This is a genomic window from Streptomyces sp. NPDC028991, from assembly GCF_055564775.1.
In genome coordinates, this window is the sequence record NZ_JBVHVP010000001.1 from 128,492 (window position 1) to 148,266 (window position 19,775).

The following is a 19,775-nucleotide window of genomic DNA, read 5'->3' on the forward strand; positions in this document are numbered from 1 at the left end:
TCCGCTACTTCGCGAGGTGACGGACCTGGTCCCACAGGGCCGGGTCCACCACACCCACCCGCCGCCGGAAGTCACCCACGGGCACCTCCCGCAGTTCGCCGGTCTCCAGGAAACTCGTCCGGCCCCGCGCGTCCCCGACCGATCCCGGCGGCAACGCGATCACCCCGGCCCGCTCCTCCCGGTACCGGCTGGTGATCTTCGCCACCAGCACCCGCCGCCCGCGCACCGAGATCACCAGACACGGCCGGTCCTTCGCGCCGTCGGAGTCCTCGTACGGCACGTTCGCCCACCAGATCTCCGCGGGCCGCGGCCGGTCCGCCCGCCTCCTCGGCCCGGTGGGCCGGCCCGGCGGACGCCGGCTGCCGCCCGGCCGCGGAGGCCGGCGCCCCCGGCCCCAGCCGTCGACGACCGCGGCGACGAGCGCGAGCAGTACCACCGCCGCGAGGGCGAGCCACCAGGACGTGTCCATACCGACGACCGTACCGGCGCGCACTGCCCCCGTGCGCCCCCTCGATGGCCCCGCACGCCCCACTGCCAGCCGAACCGGTGACACCGCAGGTGAGTTCGCCCACAACGGCCCCTGGTGGAGGAGCGACCGCAGGTTTCGCGCCTTACGCTCGACGGACCGCACGACCCCCGTCTCTCCACACGCGCCAGCGGAGGTTTCTGCTTCATGAAGCTCACCGTCGTCGGCTGCTCGGGGTCGTTCCCGTCCGCGGAATCGGCCTGCTCGAGCTACCTCGTCGAGGCCGACGGCTTCCGGCTGCTCCTCGACATGGGCAATGGAGCCCTCGGCGAGCTGCAGCGCCACTGCGGTCTCTACGACCTCGACGCGATCTTCCTCAGCCACCTGCACGCCGACCACTGCATCGACATGTGCGCCTACTTCGTGGCGCGCTACTACCGGCACGACGGCGGCCGCTGCGACCCGCTCCCGGTCTACGGACCCGAGGGCACCGAGCACCGGCTCACCACCGCCTACGCCGACACCCCCTCCGCCTCCTCCATGAGCGAGGTCTTCGACTTCCACACGGTCAAGCCGTCCACCTTCGAGGTCGGACCCTTCACCGTGCACACCGAACGGGTCGCCCACCCCGTGGAGGCCTACGCCATCCGGGTCGAGCACGGCGGCCGGTCGCTGACCTACTCCGGCGACACGGGCGTCACCGCCACGCTGGACGAACTCGCCCGCGAAGCCGACCTGTTCCTGTGCGAGGCCGCCTTCACGCACGGCAAGGAGGACATTCCCGACCTGCATCTCAACGGCCGCGAGGCGGGTGAGACCGCCGCCCGCGCCGGCGCCCGGCGCCTGGTCCTCACCCACATCCCCCCGTGGACCGACCCCCGGGTCAACCTGGCCGACGCCCGCGAGGTCTTCGACGGCACGGTGGAGATCGCCGCACCGGGCGCGGTGTACGAGGTCTAGGCCGTACGCGGGCCCGCGTACGGCCGTACCGGGCACGCATGACGAGGGCCCCGGAACCTTCCCGGTTCCGGGGCCCTCGTCATGCCGTTCGGCGGGGACTCACGCCTTCGTGAGGTCCTCGACCTCCTCCTCGGGCTCGCGGCCCGGGGTGGCGAGGTTGAACTTCGTGATCGCGAACCGGAAGAGCACGTAGTAGATCACCGAGAACACCAGGCCGATCGGGATGATCAGCCATGGCTTGGTGGCCAGGTTCCAGTTCAGGGCGTAGTCGATGAAGCCCGCGGAGAAGGTGAAGCCCGCGTGCACGCCGAGCGCCCAGGTGATCGCCATGGACAGGGCCGTCAGGACCGCGTGGATCACGTACAGCACCGGAGCGATGAACATGAACGCGAACTCGATGGGCTCGGTCACACCGGTGACGAACGAGGTCAGGGCCAGCGAGACCATCATGCCCGTCACGGCCTTGCGCCGCTCGGGACGGGCGGCGTGCGCGATGGCGATGGCGGCGGCCGGAAGACCGAACATCATGATCGGGAAGAAGCCGGACATGAACTGGCCCGCGTCCGGGTCACCGGCGAAGAACCGGTTCAGGTCACCGTGCACGACCTCGCCCGCGGCATTCGTGAAGTCACCGATCTGGAACCACGAGACGGTGTTCACGAACTGGTGCATGCCGATCGGGATCAGCGCGCGGTTGATCAGACCGAACAGACCGGCACCGAGGGCCCCGAGACCGGTGATCCACTCACCCAGGTCGGTGATGAGGTCGCCGATGGGCTGCCAGCCCACCACGACCAGCACGCCGAGGGCGGTGCCCACGAACGCCATGATGATCGGGACCAGCCGACGGCCGTTGAAGAAGCCCAGCCAGTCGACGAGCCTGGTGCGGTGGAACCGCTGCCAGATCACTGCCGAGAGCAGGCCCAGGACGATGCCGCCGAGCACACCCGGGTTCTGGTACGACGCCGCGGTGACCTCGGCGCCGTTCTGCCACACACCGCCGAGTCCGGACCCGACGAACGTCGCCCCCTCGGGAACGCCGTCCTCGATGGGGAACTGGTGGATCACCGAGTAGTAGGTGAGGAACCCGACGACGGCGGCCAGCGCGGTGGAGCCGTCGGCCTTCTTGGCGAAGCCGATGGCGACGCCTATGCAGAACAGCAGCGGCAGTCCCAGGGAGGCGTCCAGCAGCGCGCCACCGGCGCCCGCGAACACCTTGGCCACCTGGTCCCAGCCCAGGCCGTCGGCCCCGAAGACGTCCGGCTGGCCCAGACGGAGCAGGATGCCCGCCGCCGGCAGCACGGCGATCGGGAGCTGCAGGCTGCGGCCGACCTTCTGCAAACCCTGGAAAAGACCAGATCCCCGCTTCTTTGCGGGGGCCGCCTTGTCGGTGGCGGTGCTCATACTTCCTCCATCGGGTGGTGGTCTACACCACTCAGTGGTGTAGACCTGTTTTAGCACGATGAAGGCGGCGTAAGGAACCCACGATTCCGCAACGGCGGCGCTACGCGCAGTGCCCGAACAGGCCCCAGGTCATTGCCCCGCAGGGCGCACCGAAGGCCCCCGGACGGAGGGTCCGGGGGCCTTCGCGAGACCACGGTCAAAGGGTACGTGAGAGTCCGTGAGGTCTACACCTTCGTGACGTCCTCCACCTCTTCCTCCGGCTCGCGCCCAGGCGTCTTCAGATCGAACTTCGTGATCGCGAACCGGAAGACCACGTAATACACCACCGCGAAACACAGGCCGATCGGAATGATCAGCCACGGCCTGGTCGCCAGATTCCAGTTGATGACGTAGTCGATCAGCCCCGCCGAGAAACTGAAGCCGTCCTTCACACCCAGCGCCCACGTCACCGCCATCGACACGCCCGTCAGCACCGCGTGCACCGCGTACAGCACCGGCGCGATGAACAGGAACGAGTACTCCAGCGGCTCCGTGATCCCCGTCACGAACGACGTCAGCGCCACCGACAGCATCAGGCCGCCGACCTCCTTGCGCCGGTGCGGCTTCGCGCAGTGCGTGATGGCCAGCGCCGCCGCGGGCAGCGCGAACATCATGATCGGGAAGAAGCCGGAGGTGAACTGGCCCGCGTTCGGATCGCCCGCCAGGAACATGTTGATGTCGCCGTGCACCACCGTGCCGTCCGGCTTCGTGTACGAACCGAACTGGAACCACATCGGCACGTTCAGGAACTGATGCAGGCCGATCACCAGCAGGGCCCGGTTCGCCAGCCCGAACACACCCGCACCCCAGGCGCCCAGTCCCGTCAGCCAGTCGCTGAAGCTCTCCAGCGCGTCACCGATCGGCGGCCACACCCACAGGCACAGCGCCGCGAAGAGGATCGCGACGAACGCCATGATGATCGGCACCAGCCGGCGCCCGTTGAAGAACCCGAGCCAGTCCACCAGCTTCGTCCGGTGGAACCGCTGCCAGAGGTACGCCGTCAGCAGTCCCATCACGATGCCGCCGAAGACCCCCGGATTCTGGAACGTGAACGCGGTCACCGTCCCCGACCCGTCGGTCAACCGGCACCCGATCTGCGGCACCGCCTCCGAACCCTCCGGACAGTCCTCCGGAAACTGGCGCAGCACGTTGAAGTAGACGAGGAACCCCGCCACCGCGGCCAGCGCCGTCGAACCGTCGGCCTTCTTCGCCATCCCGATGGCCACGCCCACACAGAACAGCAGCGGCAGTCCCAGCGAACCGTCGAGCAGCGCACCGCCCGCGCCGGTCATCACCCTCGAGACGTTCGACCAGCCGAGACCGTCGTCCCCGAACACGTCCGGCTGCCCCAGCCGGTTGAGGATGCCCGCGGCGGGCAGGACCGCGATGGGCAACTGAAGACTGCGGCCCATCTTCTGCAACCCCTGGAACGCCTTGTTCCAGCGGGCGCGAGCGGGGCTGACCCCACTGTCGGCACTCATCCGGTCTCCATCCGGTCTCCGTCCGGCCGCCTCGGAGTCCCCGCGGGAGGCGGTTTGGCGGCCGTCAGTCGGGTGGTGTAGACCAGTTGACGACGGTTCCGCTGTCGTGACGCCATCATTCGGTACACACCGCATGACCGCTCGCGAAGATGGGCCAACTGTGGGTTACTGCGACAAAGCGGCTCGGATCAGGGAGAAAGAACATGGCCAGCAAGGCTGAGAAGATCGTCGCCGGCCTCGGCGGCATCGACAACATCGACGAGATCGAAGGCTGCATCACCCGCCTCCGCACCGAGGTCAACGACCCCGCGCTGGTCGACGAAGCCGCCCTCAAGGCCGCCGGCGCCCACGGCGTCGTCAAGATGGGCACCGCCATCCAGGTCGTCATCGGCACCGACGCGGACCCGATCGCCGCCGAGATCGAAGACATGATGTAAAGACGCCGAGCGCACCGAGGGGCCCCTCCCACCGCGGAAGGGCCCCTTCCCGTGCGCCCGCTAGGCTCACCCGCATGTCACGCATCGACGGCCGCACCCCCCAGCAGCTCCGCCCCGTCACCATCGAACGCGGCTGGAGCAAGCACGCCGAAGGCTCCGTCCTCGTCTCCTTCGGCGACACCAAAGTCCTCTGCAACGCCTCCGTCACCGAAGGCGTCCCCCGCTGGCGCAAGGGCAGCGGCGAAGGCTGGGTCACCGCCGAATACGCCATGCTCCCCCGCGCCACCAACACCCGCGGCGACCGCGAGTCCGTCAAGGGCCGCATCGGCGGCCGCACCCACGAGATCAGCCGCCTCATCGGCCGCTCCCTGCGCGCCGTCATCGACTACAAGGCGCTCGGCGAGACCACCATCGTCCTGGACTGCGACGTCCTCCAGGCCGACGGCGGCACCCGCACGGCAGCGATCACCGGCGCCTACGTCGCACTGGCCGACGCCATCACGTGGGGCCAGGCCAACAAGCTGATCCGCCCCAGCCGCAAGCCCCTCACGGGCACCGTCTCCGCCGTCTCCGTCGGCATCGTCGACGGCACCCCGCTGCTCGACCTCCGCTACGAGGAAGACGTACGCGCCGACACCGACATGAACGTCGTCTGCACCGGCGACGGGCGCTTCGTCGAGGTCCAGGGCACCGCCGAGGCCGAACCCTTCGACCGCGGCGAACTGAACGCCCTCCTCGACCTCGCCGCCGCCGGCTGCACGGAGCTCGCCGAACTCCAGCGCAAGGCGCTCGAGTCGGTCCTCGAAAAGTAAAGGGAGACCCAAGGGCGCTCGACAAAGGCGACGGGAACGCGCAACTCCGCCGCCCGTCACCGCGTCCCTAGCAGTACAACAGCACAGCAGTTCTACGGGCGTACGGCTCATCAGTCGTACGCCCGTACGTCGCACCGACCGCACACGGGCCGCCCGGCCCTGTCCCAACGGGAGGACCGAGACCCATGGCCGCGAGCCGCCACCGCCGCCTTCGACGCACCACCGTCACCGCCGCCGCCACCGTGGCGGCCGTCGCCCTGACGGCCGGACTCACCACCGGATGCGACGCCGTCGACAAGGCCCTCGACTGCGTCCAGACCGCCGACGCCATCGCCGACAGCGTCACCGCACTCCAGCAGGCCGTGGAGAACGCGTCCAACGACCCGACGCAACTCGAGGAGTCCCTCGACTCCATAGACAAGAACCTCGACAAGATCGGCGACACGACCGACAACACGGACGTCAACAAGGCGGTCGACGACCTCGGCAAGGCCGTCGACAACGTCCGCACCTCGGTCGAGAACGGCGACAGCACCCCCGACCTCAGCCCCGTCACCGACGCGGCGGGCGAGCTGACGAAGGTCTGCACGCCGTAAACAGGGGGGCGGAGGGGGGGCGGGCGTCCGGGATACTGAACCCCATGACCCGCCTGATCCTCGCCACTCGCAACGCCGGAAAGATCACCGAACTGAGGGCCATCCTCGCCGACGCGGGCCTGCCGCACGACCTCGTCGGCGCGGACGCCCACCCGGAGATCCCCGACGTCAAGGAAACCGGCGTCACCTTCGCCGAGAACGCCCTCCTCAAGGCCCACGCCCTCGCCCGGGCCACCGGCCTCCCCGCCGTCGCCGACGACTCCGGCCTCTGCGTCGACGTCCTGAACGGCGCCCCCGGCATCTTCTCCGCCCGCTGGGCGGGCCGCCACGGCGACGACAAGGCCAACCTGGACCTCCTCCTCGCCCAGATCGGCGACATCGCCGACGAACACCGGGGCGCGCACTTCACCTGCGCGGCGGCCCTGGCGTTGCCGGACGGGACGGAGCGGGTCGTCGAGGGCCGCTTGCGAGGCACCCTGCGCCACACCCCGGCCGGCACGGGCGGCTTCGGCTACGACCCGATCCTCCAGCCGGAGGGGGAGACGCGGACGTGCGCGGAACTGACGGCGGAGGAGAAGAACGCGATCAGCCACCGGGGCAAGGCCTTCCGGGCGCTCGTTCCGGTGGTGCGGGAGCTGCTCGGCTGAAAAGCCGGAAAACCTACTGGTGCGGCCGGAGGGACTCGAACCCTCACGGGAGTTACCCCACTGGGACCTAAACCCAGCGTGACTGCCAATTCCACCACGGCCGCCCGCGATGCTGCCCGGCCATGCTACTGGCCGGGCAGCGCCCTCAGATCCCCAAGTCCTTGATGATCTTGGCCACGTGGCCCGTCGCGCGGACGTTGTAGAGGGCGCGTTCGACCTTGCCCTCCTCGTCCACCACGATCGTGGAGCGGATGACGCCCAGGTAGGTCCTGCCGTAGTTCTTCTTCTCGCCGAAGGCGCCGTACGCGTCGAGGACCTTCTTGTCCGGGTCGGCGAGGAGGGTGACCTTCAGGGACTCGGTGTCGCGGAACCTGGCCAGTTTCTCCGGCTTGTCGGGCGAGATGCCGATCACGTCGTACCCGGCGCCGGCCAGCAGCTCCAGGTTGTCCGTGAAGTCGCACGCCTGCTTGGTGCAGCCGGGGGTAAGGGCAGCAGGGTAGAAGTAGACGATGACCTTGCGGCCCTTGTGGTCGGACAGGGACACCTCGTTGCCGTCGGCGTCCGGGAGGGTGAAGGCGGGGGCCGGGTCCCCGGGCTGGAGTCGCTCGCTCATCGATCCAGCGTAACCGGGGGTCCTGACAGCGCAGCGGGGCGAGTAGCTGACAGACTGTCCGGAACAGCGTCAGCAGACTTCGGAGGCCGTACGGTGGCGGACACGTCGGACATCAGAACCCCGGCGCAGATCGAGGCGGACATCAAGCGCCGCCGCGAGGTGCTGGCCGAGACGCTCGACGAGATCGGGATGCGGGTGCACCCGAAGACGATCGTGGGCGATGCGAAGGCCAAGGTCGCTTCCAGCGTCGATCACACTCTCGGGCGTGCGTACGTCGGGGTCAATCGTGTGGTCAGCGATGTGAAGACGCAGTTCGTGGACGAGGAGGGCGCGCCCCGGATGGAGCGGGTCGTGCCCGTCGCGCTCGTCGTGGTCGGCGTGGTGGGGCTGCTCGCCCTGGGCGGCACCCGGCGGCGCAGGCGCTGAGCCGGGGCAGGTAGGTTCAGGGCGTGAGCGCCAAGAGAAACGAGCACAGCTCCCCGGACGACAAGCTGCCCATCCGGATGCTGCACGACCGGGTACTCGTGCGGCAGGACACCAGCGAGGGCGAGCGGCGTTCCGGGGGCGGGATCCTGATCCCCGCCACGGCGGCGGTCGGCCGGCGGCTGGCCTGGGCCGAGGTCGTCGCGGTGGGCCAGAACGTGCGGACGGTGGAGCCGGGCGACCGGGTCCTGTACGACCCGGAGGACCGCGCCGAGGTCGAGGTGCGGGGCACGGCGTACGTGCTCATGCGCGAGCGGGACCTGCACGCCGTGGCCGCGGACCGGTTCGAGGGGTCGGAGGATTCGACCGGGCTGTATCTGTAGAAGACCGGGCTGTATCTGTAGAAGAGCGCGCGAGGGGCTGGTGACCGGTGTCACCGGCCCCTTCGTGCCGTCTTTGCTACTTTGGGAAGCACCCCGACGAGACGCGCCGTACCGGGCCAAGGAAAAGACGACGCACCACCGTTCAGTTCGTTCACGGAGGTGCCTGTCATGGCCTGGGTTCTGTTGCTCGTCGCCGGTCTGCTCGAGGTCGGCTGGTCGATCGGGATGAAGTACACGGACGGTTTCACCCGTCTCGTCCCCAGTCTGTTCACCGGTGCCGGGATCGTCGCCAGCATGGTGCTGCTGTCGTACGCGGCCCGGACGCTGCCCATCGGTACCGCCTACGGCGTGTGGGTGGGGATCGGCGCGGCCGGGGCGGCGGTGCTCGGCATGGTGGTGCTGGGGGAGCCGGTGACCGCCGCCCGGATCTTCTTCATCTGTCTGCTGCTGGTCGCCGTGGTCGGGCTGAAGGCGACCTCCGGGCACTGACGCTCACTGACGCCTGGGTGTGATCGGGATGCCGGCGACCGTCTCTCCGGTGTCCGAGTCGCCGCCGCCCGCGCCGCTGGTGTCGCCGCCCTCGGTGGTGCCGCCGCCGTTGGACGAGTCGTCACCGCCTCCGTCGCCGCCGCCCGTGGGGCCCGGCTCGGTGGTGGCGCCGCCCGTGGTGGGGCCGCCGGTCCCCGGATCGCCGGTGGCTTCGCCGCCGGTGGCGCCCGGCGGGGTGCTCTGGCCGCCGGTCCGGCCCGGGGCCTCGGTGCCGGTGTCCGCGTCGCCGGCCGACTCGCCGTCGGGGTCGCCGCCGCCGCTCTCGTCGCCCGTCCCCGGCTCGTCGGAGGAGCGGTCGGACGGGGAGGCGGTGACGTCGGCGCCGGCCTGGAGCCGGAGGTCGAAGCCGGTGACCGGTTCGCCCTCGAGGGCGTTGCGGGTGTACTGGCCCCAGATCTCGGCGGGCGCTCCGCCGCCGTTGACGCGGGGCAGGCCCATCGCGCCGTAGAGCGGCTTGTGGGCGGCGGTCTCCGGGTCCTGGCCCATCACCGCGATGACGGTGGCGAGCTCGGGGGTGTAGCCGGCGAACCAGGCGGCGGTGTCCTCCTCGGCGGTGCCGGTCTTGCCGGCGGCGGGACGGCCGGCGGCCTGGGCGGCGGTGGCGGTGCCGTTCTGCACGACGCTGCGCAGGACGGAGGTCGTGGTGTCGGCGGCCTGGCGGCTGACGGCCTGGTGTTCGCGCCGCTCGGGCAGCTCGACCTCGTGCTTGCCGTCCTTCATGACCTTCTCGACCAGCGTGTACGTGCCGTGCCTGCCGTGGTTGGCGAGGGTGGCGTACGCCTCCGCCATGTCCAGCGGGCTGGCGGTGGCCACGCCGAGGGCGATGGAGGGGGAGGGGGTCAGCTCGGGGGTGTTCTTGGAGAGGCCGAGGTCGATCGCGGTCTGCTGGACCTTGTCGGAGCCGACGTCCACGGCCATCTGGGCGTACACGGCGTTGATGGACTTGTCGGTGGCCTCGCGGACGGTGACGTCGCCGTAGTCGCGGTGGTCCTCGTTCTCCGGGGCGTAGCGCCCGCCGCTCCAGCCCTCGACGGGGCGTTCGCTGGTGCCGTCGTAGACCGTGTTCGGGTTGATCGTGCGGCCGTCCTGCGTCTCGGAGTGGTTCTCGACGGCGGACGTGAACACGAAGGGCTTGAAGGTGGAGCCGACCTGGAAGTCGCGGCGGGTGGCGTTGGGTGTGTACTGCTTGACGTAGTCGATGCCGTTGTACATCGCGACGACCTTGCCGGTCCTGGGGTCGACGGAGGCGCCGCCCGCGCGGACGTAGGTGTCGACCTTGCGTTCCTTCTTGTCCAGTCTGGACATGAGCTTGTCGTCGACGGCCTTGACGAAGGCGTCCTGCTTGTCCTTCTGCAGGGTGGTCGTGATGCGGTAGCCGCCCCGGTCGAGCTCCTCCTCGGCGACGATCTCGTGCTGGATCAGGTAGTCCCTGACGATGTTGACGACGTAGCCGCGCTGTCCGGACATGTTGGTGGAGATGGTGCTCTCCTTGGGCGCGGGGAACTTCTGGCTCGCGCGGTCGGACCGGCTGAGCCAGCCCTTCTCGACCATGCCGTCCAGGACGTAGTTCCAACGGGCCTCGGCGGCGGGCTTGTTCTCGGGGTGGGCGACCACGTCGTACTGGCTGGGCGCGTTGAGCAGCGAGGCGAGGTAGGCGCCCTGGGCCGCGGTGAGGTCCTTGGCGTCGACGCCGTAGTAGGCCTGGGCGGCGGCCTGGATGCCGTAGGCGCCGCGGCCGAAGAAGCTGGTGTTGAGGTAGCCCTCGAGGATCTCGTTCTTGCTCTTCTCGCGGTCGAGCTTGATCGAGATGAAGAACTCCTTCACCTTGCGGGTGATGGTCTGTTCCTGGGCCAGGTAGTAGTTCTTGACGTACTGCTGGGTGATCGTGGAGCCCGACTGCTTGCCCTTGCCGGTGGCGGTGTTCCAGCCGGCGCGGACCATCGCCCCGGGGTCGACGGCGGACTCGGTGTAGAAGTCGCGGTCCTCGGCGGCCAGGACGGCGTGCTGGGCGTCCTTGGAGATGCGGGCGAGGCCGACGCTCTCCCGGTTGACCTCGCCGTCGCGGGCGAGGACGCTGCCGTCGGCGTACAGGTAGACGTTGGACTGCTTGGTGGCGAGTGCGTTGGCGGCCGGGATCTGTACCAGGTGGTAGCCGAGGAAGAAGCCGCCAACCACCAGCAGGAGGCCGACGACGAAGGTGCTCAGCACGATGCGCCAGGTCGGGATCAGCCGGCGCCATCCGGTGCGCCCCGGCCGCTTCGGCTTCCCGGCCTTGCCCTCGCCGGCCGCCAGGGGCTCTCTCGGCGCCCAGCCCTGGTTCGGCTCCTGCGGCTGCGGCTCGTCGCTCATCTCGTGCACGGACTCCTGTTTCGCGTCGTACGGTCTGGTCTCGTACGGCCTTGTACGCCTCTGCGTCCTCTGACGCGTTCTCACGCCTTTGACGCCCTCTGAAGAAGACTCTCGCACCGGGCGTTCCGTTCCCACTCGGAGGCACACCCGTGAAATTCCGTGGCACGGGCGGTCACCGTCGCACTAGGCTCCTGCGCTTCGGTGCCGGTCGGGGGGTGAAGGCGTGGTCGTGGGCTCGGGGCGGTTGTACGTGGCCGTCGCGGCGGGGGGATTCCGACGTTACGCGACGTATCGGGCGGCCACCGCCGCCGGGGTGTTCACCAATACGGTCTTCGGGTTGATCCTGGTTTACACCTATCTGGCCCTGTGGGACGAGAAACCGCAGCTCGGAGGCTACGACCAGGCCCAGGCCGTCACTTTCGTGTGGCTGGGGCAGGCGTTGCTGGCGGCGCTGGCGATCGGGGGCGGCGGGTTCGAGGACGAGCTGATGGAGCGCATCCGTACGGGTGACATCGCCGTCGACCTGTACCGGCCGGCGGATCTCCAGCTGTGGTGGCTGGCGGCCGACCTGGGGCGGGCGGCGTTCCAGTTGCTGGGGCGCGGTGCGGTGCCCTTCCTGTTCGGCTCGCTGTTCTTCCCGGTGGCGCTGCCGCGGGAGGCGTCCACGTGGGCGGCGTTCCTGGTGGCGGTGGTGCTGGCGGCGACGGTGAGTTTCGCACTGCGGTACCTGGTGGCCCTCTCGGCGTTCTGGCTGATGGACGGTACGGGGGTGACGCAGATGGCGTGGCTCGCGGGGTTCTTCTGCTCGGGGATGCTGCTGCCGCTGAACGTGTTCCCCGGGGCGCTCGGCGAATTCGTACGGATGCTGCCGTGGTCGTCGCTGCTCCAGGCGCCGGCGGACGTGCTGCTGGGGGAGGCCGATCCGCTGGGCACGTTCGTCTTCCAGGCCGGGTGGGCGGTGGCGCTGCTGGCGGTGGGCAGGCTGGTGCAGTCGGCGGCGACGCGACGGGTGGTGGTCCAGGGTGGCTGAGACGGTGCACGCTGCCGGGAGGACCGGGCCGCCCGGCCGGGCCGCCGAAGGGCTGCGCACCTACCGGCTGATCGCCGCGATGTGGATCCGGTCGACGATGGCGTACCGGACGTCCTTCGCGCTGACGACGTTCGGGAACTTCGCGGCGACCGCGCTGGACTTCGTGGCGATCCTGCTGATGTTCTCCCGCGTCGACGCGCTGGGCGGCTGGTCGCTGGCCGAGGTGGCGTTCCTGTACGGGGTGTCCGGGGTCTGCTTCGGGCTCGCCGACCTGGCGGTCGGCTCGATGGAGCGGCTGGGCCGGCGGGTGCGCGACGGCACGCTGGACACGCTGCTGGTGCGTCCGTCGCCGGTGCTGGCGCAGGTGGCCGCGGACCGGTTCGCGCTGCGCAGGCTGGGCCGGGTGACACAGGGAGTGCTGGTACTGGGGTACGCCCTGACGGTCGTGGACGTCGACTGGACGGCGGCGAAGCTGCTGCTGATGCCGGTGATGCTGCTCAGCGGGGCGGGGATCTTCTGCGCGGTGTTCGTGGCGGCGGCGGCGTTCCAGTTCGTGGCGCAGGACGCCTCGGAGGTGTCGAACGCCTTCACCTACGGCGGTACGACGATGTTGCAGTACCCGCCGACGGTGTTCGCGCTGGACCTGGTGCGGGGGGTGACGTTCGTGGTGCCGCTGGCCTTCGTCAACTGGCTGCCGGCCTGCTACCTGCTGGACCGGCCGTACCCGCTGGACCTGCCCCGGTGGGTCGCGTTCGCGCCACCGCTCGTGGCCGTGGCCTGCTGTGCGCTGGCGGGGCTGGCCTGGCGCGCGGGGCTTCGTTCGTACCGCAGTACCGGGAGCTGAGGGAGCTGAGGGAGCTGAGGGAGTTGGGAGCGTTGGCCGAGGTGGATCCCGTGGGGCCTGGTGGTGCGGCCTTCATCGAGCTCGACGGCGTCGAGAAGGTCTTCGACGTGCGCCGGAAGACCGGTTTCCTCAAACGCGAGCGGCGGCAGGCGCGGGCCGTGGACGGGCTGTCGTTCACCGTGGCGCGCGGCGAGATGGTCGGCTACATCGGCCCGAACGGTGCGGGGAAGTCGACGACGATCAAGATGCTCACCGGCATTCTGACGCCGAGCGGCGGCCGGCTGCGGGTGGCCGGCATCGACCCGTCCCGGGAGCGGACGCGGCTGGCGCACCGCATCGGGGTCGTCTTCGGGCAGCGGACGACGCTGTGGTGGGATCTGCCGCTGATCGACTCCTACCGGCTGATGCACCGCATGTACCGCATCCCGGACGCCCGTTACCGGGAGAACCTGGACCGCTGCGTGGAACTCCTCCGGCTTCAGGAGCTGCTGGACGTGCCGGTGCGGCAGCTGTCGCTGGGCCAGCGGATGCGCGGCGACATCGCGGCGGCGCTGCTCCACGACCCGGAGGTGCTGTACCTGGACGAGCCGACGATCGGCCTGGACGTGGTGTCGAAGGCCAAGGTGCGGGAATTCCTGCGGGACTTGAACGCGGAGCGGGGCACCACGGTGCTGCTGACCACGCACGACCTCCAGGACATCGAGCAGCTCTGCTCGCGCGTGATGGTCATCGACCACGGGCGGCTGATGTACGACGGTCCGCTGGACGGGCTGCACGAGGCGGGGGAGAGCGAACGGACCCTGGTGGTGGACCTGGAGCGGGAGTCGCCGCCGATCGAGGCGCCGGCGCCCGCGCGGGTGGTGCGGGTGGAGGGCCCGCGGCAGTGGCTGGCGTTCCCGGCGTCCGCGTCGGCGGCGGAGCTGGTGGCGCGGATCGCGGCGGAGTATCCGCTGGTGGACCTGTCGGTGCGGGAGCCGGACATCGAGTCGGTGATCGCCAGGATGTACGCGGAACGCGCGGGCGCGTAGTGCCCGGCGCGGTGACCTCGTAGGCTGCTGTACATGACCGACGACGCCCCGGAACTCCGCGCATCCGACGCCGACCGTGAACGAGTCGCCGAGGTCCTGCGGGACGCCCTCGCGGAGGGGCGGCTGGACATGACCGAGTTCGAGGAGCGGCTGGACGCCACCTACAGCGCGCGGACGTACGGGGACCTGACGCCGATCACCCGGGACCTGCCGGCCGGCGCGCAGGGCGCGGTGCCCAGGGTGTCGATGACCAAGGAACCGGCGGCCGCCGGGGACTGGGCGGGGCGGATCACCGGGGGCGAGGGCTCGTCGACGTGGGCGGTCGCCGTGATGTCGGGGTTCCAGCGCAAGGGGCACTGGACGGTGCCGAGGCGGTTCAACTCCTTCGCGTTCTGGGGCGGCGGGGACATCGACCTGCGCGAGGCGGACTTCGCGCACGGCGAGGTCGTGATCAACTGCGTGGCCATCATGGGCGGGATCGACGTGATCGTGCCGCCGGGGGTCGAGGTGGTGGTCCGCGGCGTCGGCGTCATGGGCGACTTCGACCATCGGGAGTCCGGCGTCCTGGGCGACCCGGGTGCCCCGCGCGTGATCGTGACCGGCTTCGCCTTCTGGGGCGGCGTCGGCGTCGTGCGCAAGCTGACGCGGGCGGAGAAGCTGCGGGTCAGGGAGGAGCGCCGGCAGGAGAAGCTGGAGCGCAAGGCCGCGAGGAGGGAACTGCACTCCTCCGCGCGGGAGGACGTGGAGGGGGCCCACGACAGGATGCTGGAGGGGCACCGGGACATGCTGCGCGAGCACCGCGACGAGCGCCGTGAGCAGCGCGAGCTTCGCCGCGAGGACCGGGAGTCGCGCCGCGAGGAGCGGGACCGTCGCGGGCGGGGCGAGGGCTGAGCGGATCGCCGGGCCGGGCGGAGTGAGACGGCGCGGGCGGGCTCCGGACGGACGGCGGCCCGGCCGCGGGCGGCCCGCGAGGGGGTGCCGGCACACCGGGCTCCCCGGGCCCGCCCCGGTCGGAGCCGGCGCTCAGAGCTGGATCGGCGCCGCGCCTTGCAGGGCGTCCAGGTCGAGGAGGCGGCCCATGCGCGCGTACCCCTTGTCGCCGGGGTGCAGGTGGTCTCCGCTGTCGTAGTCGGAGCGCATCCGGCGCGGGTCGTAGGGGTCCCGCAGTGCCTTGTCGAAGTCGACGACCTCGTCGAACACACGGCCCGAGCGGATCTCCTCGTTGATCTGCTGCCGCATCCTCTCGCGGGCCTGCGTGTAACCGCCGTAGCCGCCGAACGGTGTGATCGTCGCGCCGACGACCTTCAGCCCCCGGGCGTGCGCCTGGTCGGTCAGGGTGCGCAGGCCGTCGAGGACGGCGTCCCGGTCGGCGAGTTCCGGGCTGTGCAGGATGTCGTTGACGCCGAGGACGATGACGACGACCTTGACGTTGGTGCGGCCCAGTACGTCCCGCTCGAACCGGCTCAGCGCGCTGGGGTTGTCCGCGGGCCGGCCCGCCCTGCCGGTCAGGATCCGGTTGCCGCTGATGCCCTGGTTGACGACGCTGTAGCGGGGCGTGTCCCGCCCCGCCTCGGCCGCCTCGTGCAGCCGCTGGGCGAGGACGTCGGTCCAGCGGTTGTTGGCGCCCGTCTCGGAGCCGTAGCCGTCGGTGATCGAGTCGCCGATGGCCACCACGGTGCCGTCGGCCTCGTGGCTCAGCACGTCCAGCGCGGCCAGGTAGCGCCAGTACCGCGTCTCGGTGGTGTACGCGACGGCGGTGACGTCCGCGGTGCGGTCGCCGTCGGCGAGGTAACTGATCTGCTGCGCGCGCGGGTGGTAGGTGACCGGGCCCGACGGCACCGGGGAGTACGTGGTGACCAGGACGTCCGCGCCGTACGGGACGGCCAGCCGCGCGACGTCGCTCATCACCTGCCCGCCCGCCGGGATGACGACCCGGGGGCTGCCCCCGAAGGTGAGCCGGCGCATCGTGTCGGCGAGCGCGGCGGCCGTGTCGGGGCCGGCGGCCAGGGCGATGGAGGCGTGCGTGATGGTCAGCGGTGACTGCCCGTAGAGGTTGGACAGGGTGATCCGCGCGCTCGTGCCGCCGATGCTCGTGTGCACGACGTTGCGCACCGAACGGCCCGCCATGCCGGTCGTCTCGGTGCCCGGTTCGGCCGCGGCCGGCGAGGCGGACCAGGCGCCGACCCAGGTTCCGGTCGAGGCGGGAGCGGCTTCACCGCCGGGGAATCGGCCGCCGGCGAGCGGTGTGCGGTCCTTTGTGCCGTCGTCGGCGGACACTCCGGCGTATATGGCCGCGGAAATCGCCACTATCAGGGTGACGATCGCTGCGAGCAGGGCACGGTGCCTGGTGCGGGGAGCCCCCGCACCCCCGTCACGAAGCCGGGTCATGCTGTGCTGTTCTCCTCGGGCGAGGGGAGCCTGCGGCTCCGGTCCGATGAACCCATGATGCGTCATGGGCGGGCGAAAGGCCGTACGACCCCCGGGCGTTCCCCTCCCGGACAGACGCCGGGAACTTGTGTTCCGTTCCAGGAGTCGGTCAGGAAGGGACAATGTGTGCGGGACGCAACAGCGAACGGTGGAGTGGATGGAACGCGCGAAAGCGGAACTTCCTGACGGTTCAGGAGATACCGGGGAGGGTGCCGGGGCGGGCACGGAGCGGTCGGTGGAGGCCGGGCGCGCCGCCCCCGGCGCCTTCCGCGACCGTGCGATGACCTCCTTCAGCCCGGCCGACGAGGAGAAGCGCCGCGGCGTGCGCCGCATGAAGCTCACCGCCACCGGCCTGCTGCTGTTCGTCGCCGTCGTCTACGTCCTGGCCGAGTGGGCCTCCCACCGGGGCGCGGGCGCCTGGGCGGGCTACGTCGCCGCCGCCGCCGAGGCCGGGATGGTCGGCGCGCTCGCCGACTGGTTCGCGGTCACCGCCCTCTTCCGCCACCCCCTCGGCATCCCCATCCCGCACACCGCGATCATCCCCAAGAAGAAGGACCAGCTGGGTGTCTCGCTCGGCGAGTTCGTCGGCGAGAACTTCCTCTCCGAGGACGTCGTACGGCAGCGGCTGCGCGCCGTCGGCATCGGCAGCCGGCTCGGCGCCTGGCTCGCGGTGCCCGAACACGCCGACCGGGTGACGGCGGAGCTGTCCGCCGCCCTGCGCGGCGCCCTGACCGTGCTGCGCGACTCCGACGTGCAGGCGGTGGTGGGGGAGGCGATCACCCGCCGCGCCGACGCGCAGGAGATCGCCCCCGGCATCGGCAAGCTGCTGGACCGGATCGTCGCCGACGGCGGCCACAAACGGGCCGTGGACCTGATCGTCTCCCGCGCCCACGACTGGCTGATCCTGCACGGCGACTCCGTCATGGACGCCGTACAGGGCGGGGCGCCCGGATGGACGCCCCGGTTCGTGGACAAGAGGGTCGGCGAGCGCGTCTACAAGGAGCTGCTGCGCTTCGTCACCGAGATGCGCGACATGCCCGCCCACCCCGCGCGCGGCGCCCTCGACCGCTTCCTCACCGACTTCGCCTCCGACCTCCAGTCCGACACGGACACCCGCGCGCGCGTGGAACGGCTGAAGACCGAGGTGCTGGGCCGCGGCGAGGTCCAGGACCTGATCGCGTCCGCCTGGACGGCCGTACGGTCCATGATCGTCTCGGCGGCGGAGGACGAGCGCAGCGAACTGCGTCTGCGGGTACGGGCCTCGCTGCTGTCGCTGGGCGCCCGGATGGCCTCCGACCCCAAGGTGCAGGGCAAGGTCGACGGGTGGGTCGAGGGCGCCGCGGTGTACGTGGTCACCACCTACCGCCGGGAGATCACCTCCCTGATCACCGACACGGTGGCGAGCTGGGACGCCGAGCACACCACGAAGAAGATCGAGGCGAACATCGGCCGCGACCTGCAGTTCATCCGCATCAACGGCACGGTGGTCGGCTCGCTGGCCGGCCTGCTGATCTACACGGTCTCCCGCGTCCTGGGGGCCTAGGGCCGCCACGGGCGGCGGTCCCGCGGCCTCCCGGCACGGCGGGCGTTGCCGGGCGTGTGCCTTCCGGTCCAGGGCACACGTGAGGCGTTCGCCCGACGGAGAGGGAGCCATGACAGCAGACTCGTCGTCGTCAGCCCCGGCACCTGCCCCCACCGGCACCGTCACCACGGCCGTCCCCGCCCGCCTGGACCGGCTGCCCTGGTCACGATGGCACTGGATGATCGTGATCGGCCTGGGCACCGTCTGGATCCTGGACGGCCTGGAAGTCACGATCGTCGGCAACGTGGCCGGCCGCATCGCCGAGGAAGGCAGCGGCCTCGACATCAGCTCGGCCCAGATCACCGGACTCGCCGCCGCCCTCTACGTGGCGGGCGCCTGCTCCGGGGCCCTGTTCTTCGGCTGGCTGACCGACCGTTACGGCCGCAAGAAGCTGTTCATGCTGACGCTGGCCGTCTATCTGGCGGCGACCGCGCTGACCGCGCTCTCCTTCGAGTCCTGGTGGTTCTTCCTCTTCCGCTTCCTCACCGGCTTCGGCATCGGCGGCGAGTACGCGGCGATCAACTCCGCGATCGACGAGCTGATCCCGTCCCGGTACCGGGGGCGGGTCGACCTCATCATCAACGGCAGCTACTGGCTCGGCGCGATCGGCGGCGCCCTGCTGTCCATCGTGATGCTGGACACCGACATCTTCCCCAAGGACCTCGGCTGGCGGCTCAGCTTCGCCCTCGGCGTGGTCTTCGGCCTGGTCATCCTGCTCGTACGACGGCACGTCCCGGAGAGCCCGCGCTGGCAGTTCATCCACGGCCACGGTGAGAAGGCCGACACCCTCGTGTCGTCCGTCGAACGGGAGATCGAGAAGGAGAAGGGCGAGAAGCTGCCGCCGCCGGCCGGTGAGATCACCATCCACCAGCGCAAGAGCGTCGGCTTCGGCCTGATCGCCAAGACCGTCTTCCGCCGCTACCCGCGCCGCGCGGTCCTCGGCCTCTCCCTCTTCATCGGCCAGGCCTTCCTCTACAACGCCATCACCTTCGGCTTCGGCACCATCCTCATCACCTTCTTCGACGTGCCGACCGGCAGCACCGGCTACTACTTCGCCGTCATCGCCGCCGGCAACTTCTGCGGCCCGCTGCTCCTCGGCACGCTCTTCGACACGGTCGGCCGCCGCATCATGATCTCGGGCACGTACCTGCTCTCCGGCCTCCTGCTCTTCGGCACGGCGTACCTCTTCGACCGGGGATCGCTCACGGCCGCGACGATGACGGCGTGCTGGTGCGTGGTGCTGTTCTTCGCGTCGGCGGGCGCCTCCAGCGCGTACCTGACCGTCTCCGAGGTCTTCCCCATGGAGACCCGCGCCATGGCCATCGCCTTCTTCTACGCCCTCGGCACCGCCGCCGGCGGTATCAGCGGACCGCTGCTCTTCGCCAACCTCACCGAGTCCGGCGTGGTCGGCGACACGGTCCTGGCCTTCCAGATCGGCGCCGGGCTGATGTGCGCGGCCGGCCTGGTGGCCGCGTTCCTGGCGGTGAAGGCGGAACGCCGCTCGCTGGAGGACATCGCGGAGCCGCTGTCGACGGCGCGGGCGGCGGATTCGGCCGGCTAGGGGCGAGCCGGGTGGGCGGTGGGCCGGGGTGGGCGGTGGGCCGGGGTGGGCGGTGGGCCGGGCGGGAACGCCGGGCTCCGGCCCGGCGGGCGCGTAGCGTTGATGCGTACGCCCCGCCCCGCCCTGCCACCAGACCGGCCGACC

At 70.6% G+C, this 19,775-nt stretch carries 20 protein-coding genes, 1 tRNA gene and 1 riboswitch; of the genes, 14 read left to right on the forward strand and 7 right to left on the reverse strand.

Annotated features, from left to right (window positions below; translation table 11 throughout):
• Window positions 1-4: 4 nt before the first annotated feature.
• On the reverse strand, window positions 5-469 hold the full coding sequence (locus tag ACZ4V1_RS00505; RefSeq protein WP_468327613.1) for a type II toxin-antitoxin system PemK/MazF family toxin: 465 nt from the start codon (window positions 467-469) through the stop codon (window positions 5-7).
• 204 nt (window positions 470-673) lie between these two features.
• Between ACZ4V1_RS00505 and ACZ4V1_RS00510 the strand changes: the two genes are divergently transcribed.
• On the forward strand, window positions 674-1,426 hold the full coding sequence (locus ACZ4V1_RS00510) for an MBL fold metallo-hydrolase (RefSeq protein WP_468327615.1): 753 nt from the start codon (window positions 674-676) through the stop codon (window positions 1,424-1,426).
• A 99-nt stretch (window positions 1,427-1,525) separates the two neighbouring features.
• Here ACZ4V1_RS00510 and ACZ4V1_RS00515 read toward each other — a convergent pair whose 3' ends face one another.
• Both ACZ4V1_RS00515 and ACZ4V1_RS00520 read right to left on the reverse strand, forming a co-directional pair.
• A complete protein-coding gene (locus ACZ4V1_RS00515) occupies window positions 1,526-2,830 on the reverse strand; it encodes a PTS transporter subunit EIIC (RefSeq protein WP_468327617.1) in 1,305 nt (434 codons plus the stop codon).
• A 224-nt stretch (window positions 2,831-3,054) separates the two neighbouring features.
• Window positions 3,055-4,350 (reverse strand): PTS transporter subunit EIIC, encoded by a 1,296-nt coding sequence (locus tag ACZ4V1_RS00520; protein WP_468327619.1) that lies wholly within the window; start codon window positions 4,348-4,350, stop codon window positions 3,055-3,057.
• 203 nt (window positions 4,351-4,553) lie between these two features.
• On the opposite strand from ACZ4V1_RS00520, the gene ACZ4V1_RS00525 reads away from it, so the two are divergent.
• The 4 genes from ACZ4V1_RS00525 (at window position 4,554) to rdgB (ending at window position 6,842) form a co-directional block, all read left to right on the forward strand.
• Window positions 4,554-4,787: a PTS sugar transporter subunit IIB gene (locus ACZ4V1_RS00525; RefSeq protein ID WP_077801219.1), complete on the forward strand. Its 234-nt coding sequence runs from the start codon at window positions 4,554-4,556 to the stop codon at window positions 4,785-4,787.
• A 74-nt stretch (window positions 4,788-4,861) separates the two neighbouring features.
• On the forward strand, window positions 4,862-5,599 hold the full coding sequence (rph, locus tag ACZ4V1_RS00530) for a ribonuclease PH (protein WP_468327622.1): 738 nt from the start codon (window positions 4,862-4,864) through the stop codon (window positions 5,597-5,599).
• A gap of 185 nt (window positions 5,600-5,784) precedes the next feature.
• Window positions 5,785-6,195 (forward strand): hypothetical protein, encoded by a 411-nt coding sequence (locus tag ACZ4V1_RS00535; protein ID WP_468327624.1) that lies wholly within the window; start codon window positions 5,785-5,787, stop codon window positions 6,193-6,195.
• 44 nt (window positions 6,196-6,239) lie between these two features.
• A complete protein-coding gene (gene rdgB, locus ACZ4V1_RS00540; protein WP_468327626.1) occupies window positions 6,240-6,842 on the forward strand; it encodes an RdgB/HAM1 family non-canonical purine NTP pyrophosphatase in 603 nt (200 codons plus the stop codon).
• 17 nt (window positions 6,843-6,859) lie between these two features.
• On the opposite strand, the gene ACZ4V1_RS00545 is transcribed toward rdgB, so the two are convergent.
• A tRNA-Leu gene (locus tag ACZ4V1_RS00545) sits at window positions 6,860-6,946 on the reverse strand.
• A 41-nt stretch (window positions 6,947-6,987) separates the two neighbouring features.
• Window positions 6,988-7,455 (reverse strand): thioredoxin-dependent thiol peroxidase, encoded by a 468-nt coding sequence (gene bcp / locus ACZ4V1_RS00550; protein ID WP_468327628.1) that lies wholly within the window; start codon window positions 7,453-7,455, stop codon window positions 6,988-6,990.
• Window positions 7,456-7,548: 93 nt separating this feature from the next.
• Here bcp and ACZ4V1_RS00555 point away from each other — a divergent pair, with 93 nt between their 5' ends.
• From ACZ4V1_RS00555 to ACZ4V1_RS00565, 3 genes are all read left to right on the forward strand, one after another.
• Window positions 7,549-7,881: a DUF3618 domain-containing protein gene (locus tag ACZ4V1_RS00555; RefSeq protein WP_468327630.1), complete on the forward strand. Its 333-nt coding sequence runs from the start codon at window positions 7,549-7,551 to the stop codon at window positions 7,879-7,881.
• Window positions 7,882-7,904: 23 nt separating this feature from the next.
• Window positions 7,905-8,261: a GroES family chaperonin gene (locus ACZ4V1_RS00560; RefSeq protein ID WP_356196209.1), complete on the forward strand. Its 357-nt coding sequence runs from the start codon at window positions 7,905-7,907 to the stop codon at window positions 8,259-8,261.
• Between the two features lie 70 nt (window positions 8,262-8,331).
• A riboswitch (guanidine-III (ykkC-III) riboswitch) is annotated at window positions 8,332-8,398 on the forward strand.
• 31 nt (window positions 8,399-8,429) lie between these two features.
• On the forward strand, window positions 8,430-8,750 hold the full coding sequence (locus ACZ4V1_RS00565) for a DMT family transporter (protein ID WP_055417143.1): 321 nt from the start codon (window positions 8,430-8,432) through the stop codon (window positions 8,748-8,750).
• A 3-nt stretch (window positions 8,751-8,753) separates the two neighbouring features.
• Here ACZ4V1_RS00565 and ACZ4V1_RS00570 read toward each other — a convergent pair whose 3' ends face one another.
• Window positions 8,754-11,159: a transglycosylase domain-containing protein gene (locus ACZ4V1_RS00570; RefSeq protein ID WP_468327632.1), complete on the reverse strand. Its 2,406-nt coding sequence runs from the start codon at window positions 11,157-11,159 to the stop codon at window positions 8,754-8,756.
• A gap of 223 nt (window positions 11,160-11,382) precedes the next feature.
• On the opposite strand from ACZ4V1_RS00570, the gene ACZ4V1_RS00575 reads away from it, so the two are divergent.
• From ACZ4V1_RS00575 to ACZ4V1_RS00590, 4 genes are read left to right on the forward strand one after another with little or no spacing between them, the layout of a single operon-like run.
• Window positions 11,383-12,189, forward strand: a complete 807-nt coding sequence (locus ACZ4V1_RS00575) for an ABC transporter permease (RefSeq protein WP_468327634.1) — start codon at window positions 11,383-11,385, stop codon at window positions 12,187-12,189.
• Entirely contained in the window at window positions 12,182-13,033 is an 852-nt protein-coding gene (locus ACZ4V1_RS00580) for an ABC transporter permease (protein WP_468327636.1), read from the forward strand. Before ACZ4V1_RS00575 ends, ACZ4V1_RS00580 begins: the two co-directional genes overlap by 8 nt.
• Window positions 13,034-13,083: 50 nt before the next feature.
• Window positions 13,084-14,061 (forward strand): ABC transporter ATP-binding protein, encoded by a 978-nt coding sequence (locus ACZ4V1_RS00585; RefSeq protein ID WP_468327638.1) that lies wholly within the window; start codon window positions 13,084-13,086, stop codon window positions 14,059-14,061.
• A gap of 33 nt (window positions 14,062-14,094) precedes the next feature.
• Complete coding sequence (locus ACZ4V1_RS00590) at window positions 14,095-14,952, forward strand: DUF1707 SHOCT-like domain-containing protein (protein ID WP_468327640.1); 858 nt, start codon at window positions 14,095-14,097, stop codon at window positions 14,950-14,952.
• A gap of 132 nt (window positions 14,953-15,084) precedes the next feature.
• Here ACZ4V1_RS00590 and ACZ4V1_RS00595 read toward each other — a convergent pair whose 3' ends face one another.
• Complete coding sequence (locus tag ACZ4V1_RS00595) at window positions 15,085-16,449, reverse strand: SGNH/GDSL hydrolase family protein (protein WP_468327642.1); 1,365 nt, start codon at window positions 16,447-16,449, stop codon at window positions 15,085-15,087.
• A gap of 196 nt (window positions 16,450-16,645) precedes the next feature.
• Between ACZ4V1_RS00595 and ACZ4V1_RS00600 the strand changes: the two genes are divergently transcribed.
• Window positions 16,646-18,031 (forward strand): DUF445 domain-containing protein, encoded by a 1,386-nt coding sequence (locus ACZ4V1_RS00600; protein ID WP_468327644.1) that lies wholly within the window; start codon window positions 16,646-16,648, stop codon window positions 18,029-18,031.
• Window positions 18,032-18,140: 109 nt separating this feature from the next.
• A complete protein-coding gene (locus tag ACZ4V1_RS00605) occupies window positions 18,141-19,631 on the forward strand; it encodes an MFS transporter (protein WP_468327646.1) in 1,491 nt (496 codons plus the stop codon).
• The last annotated feature ends 144 nt before the right edge of the window (window positions 19,632-19,775 follow it).

Bases quoted from the DNA above. Each gene is read 5' to 3' on its own strand.
- ACZ4V1_RS00525 (WP_077801219.1), top strand. From the start codon at position 4,554: ATGGCCAGCAAGGCTGAGAAGATCGTCGCCGGCCTCGGCGGCATCGAC.
- ACZ4V1_RS00505 (WP_468327613.1), bottom strand. From the start codon at position 469: ATGGACACGTCCTGGTGGCTCGCCCTCGCGGCGGTGGTACTGCTCGCG.
- bcp (WP_468327628.1), bottom strand. From the start codon at position 7,455: ATGAGCGAGCGACTCCAGCCCGGGGACCCGGCCCCCGCCTTCACCCTC.
- ACZ4V1_RS00510 (WP_468327615.1), top strand. From the start codon at position 674: ATGAAGCTCACCGTCGTCGGCTGCTCGGGGTCGTTCCCGTCCGCGGAA.
- ACZ4V1_RS00605 (WP_468327646.1), top strand. From the start codon at position 18,141: ATGACAGCAGACTCGTCGTCGTCAGCCCCGGCACCTGCCCCCACCGGC.
- ACZ4V1_RS00595 (WP_468327642.1), bottom strand. From the start codon at position 16,449: ATGACCCGGCTTCGTGACGGGGGTGCGGGGGCTCCCCGCACCAGGCAC.
- ACZ4V1_RS00535 (WP_468327624.1), top strand. From the start codon at position 5,785: ATGGCCGCGAGCCGCCACCGCCGCCTTCGACGCACCACCGTCACCGCC.
- ACZ4V1_RS00520 (WP_468327619.1), bottom strand. From the start codon at position 4,350: ATGAGTGCCGACAGTGGGGTCAGCCCCGCTCGCGCCCGCTGGAACAAG.
- rdgB (WP_468327626.1), top strand. From the start codon at position 6,240: ATGACCCGCCTGATCCTCGCCACTCGCAACGCCGGAAAGATCACCGAA.
- ACZ4V1_RS00600 (WP_468327644.1), top strand. From the start codon at position 16,646: ATGGAACGCGCGAAAGCGGAACTTCCTGACGGTTCAGGAGATACCGGG.
- ACZ4V1_RS00590 (WP_468327640.1), top strand. From the start codon at position 14,095: ATGACCGACGACGCCCCGGAACTCCGCGCATCCGACGCCGACCGTGAA.
- ACZ4V1_RS00515 (WP_468327617.1), bottom strand. From the start codon at position 2,830: ATGAGCACCGCCACCGACAAGGCGGCCCCCGCAAAGAAGCGGGGATCT.
- ACZ4V1_RS00570 (WP_468327632.1), bottom strand. From the start codon at position 11,159: ATGAGCGACGAGCCGCAGCCGCAGGAGCCGAACCAGGGCTGGGCGCCG.
- rph (WP_468327622.1), top strand. From the start codon at position 4,862: ATGTCACGCATCGACGGCCGCACCCCCCAGCAGCTCCGCCCCGTCACC.
- ACZ4V1_RS00565 (WP_055417143.1), top strand. From the start codon at position 8,430: ATGGCCTGGGTTCTGTTGCTCGTCGCCGGTCTGCTCGAGGTCGGCTGG.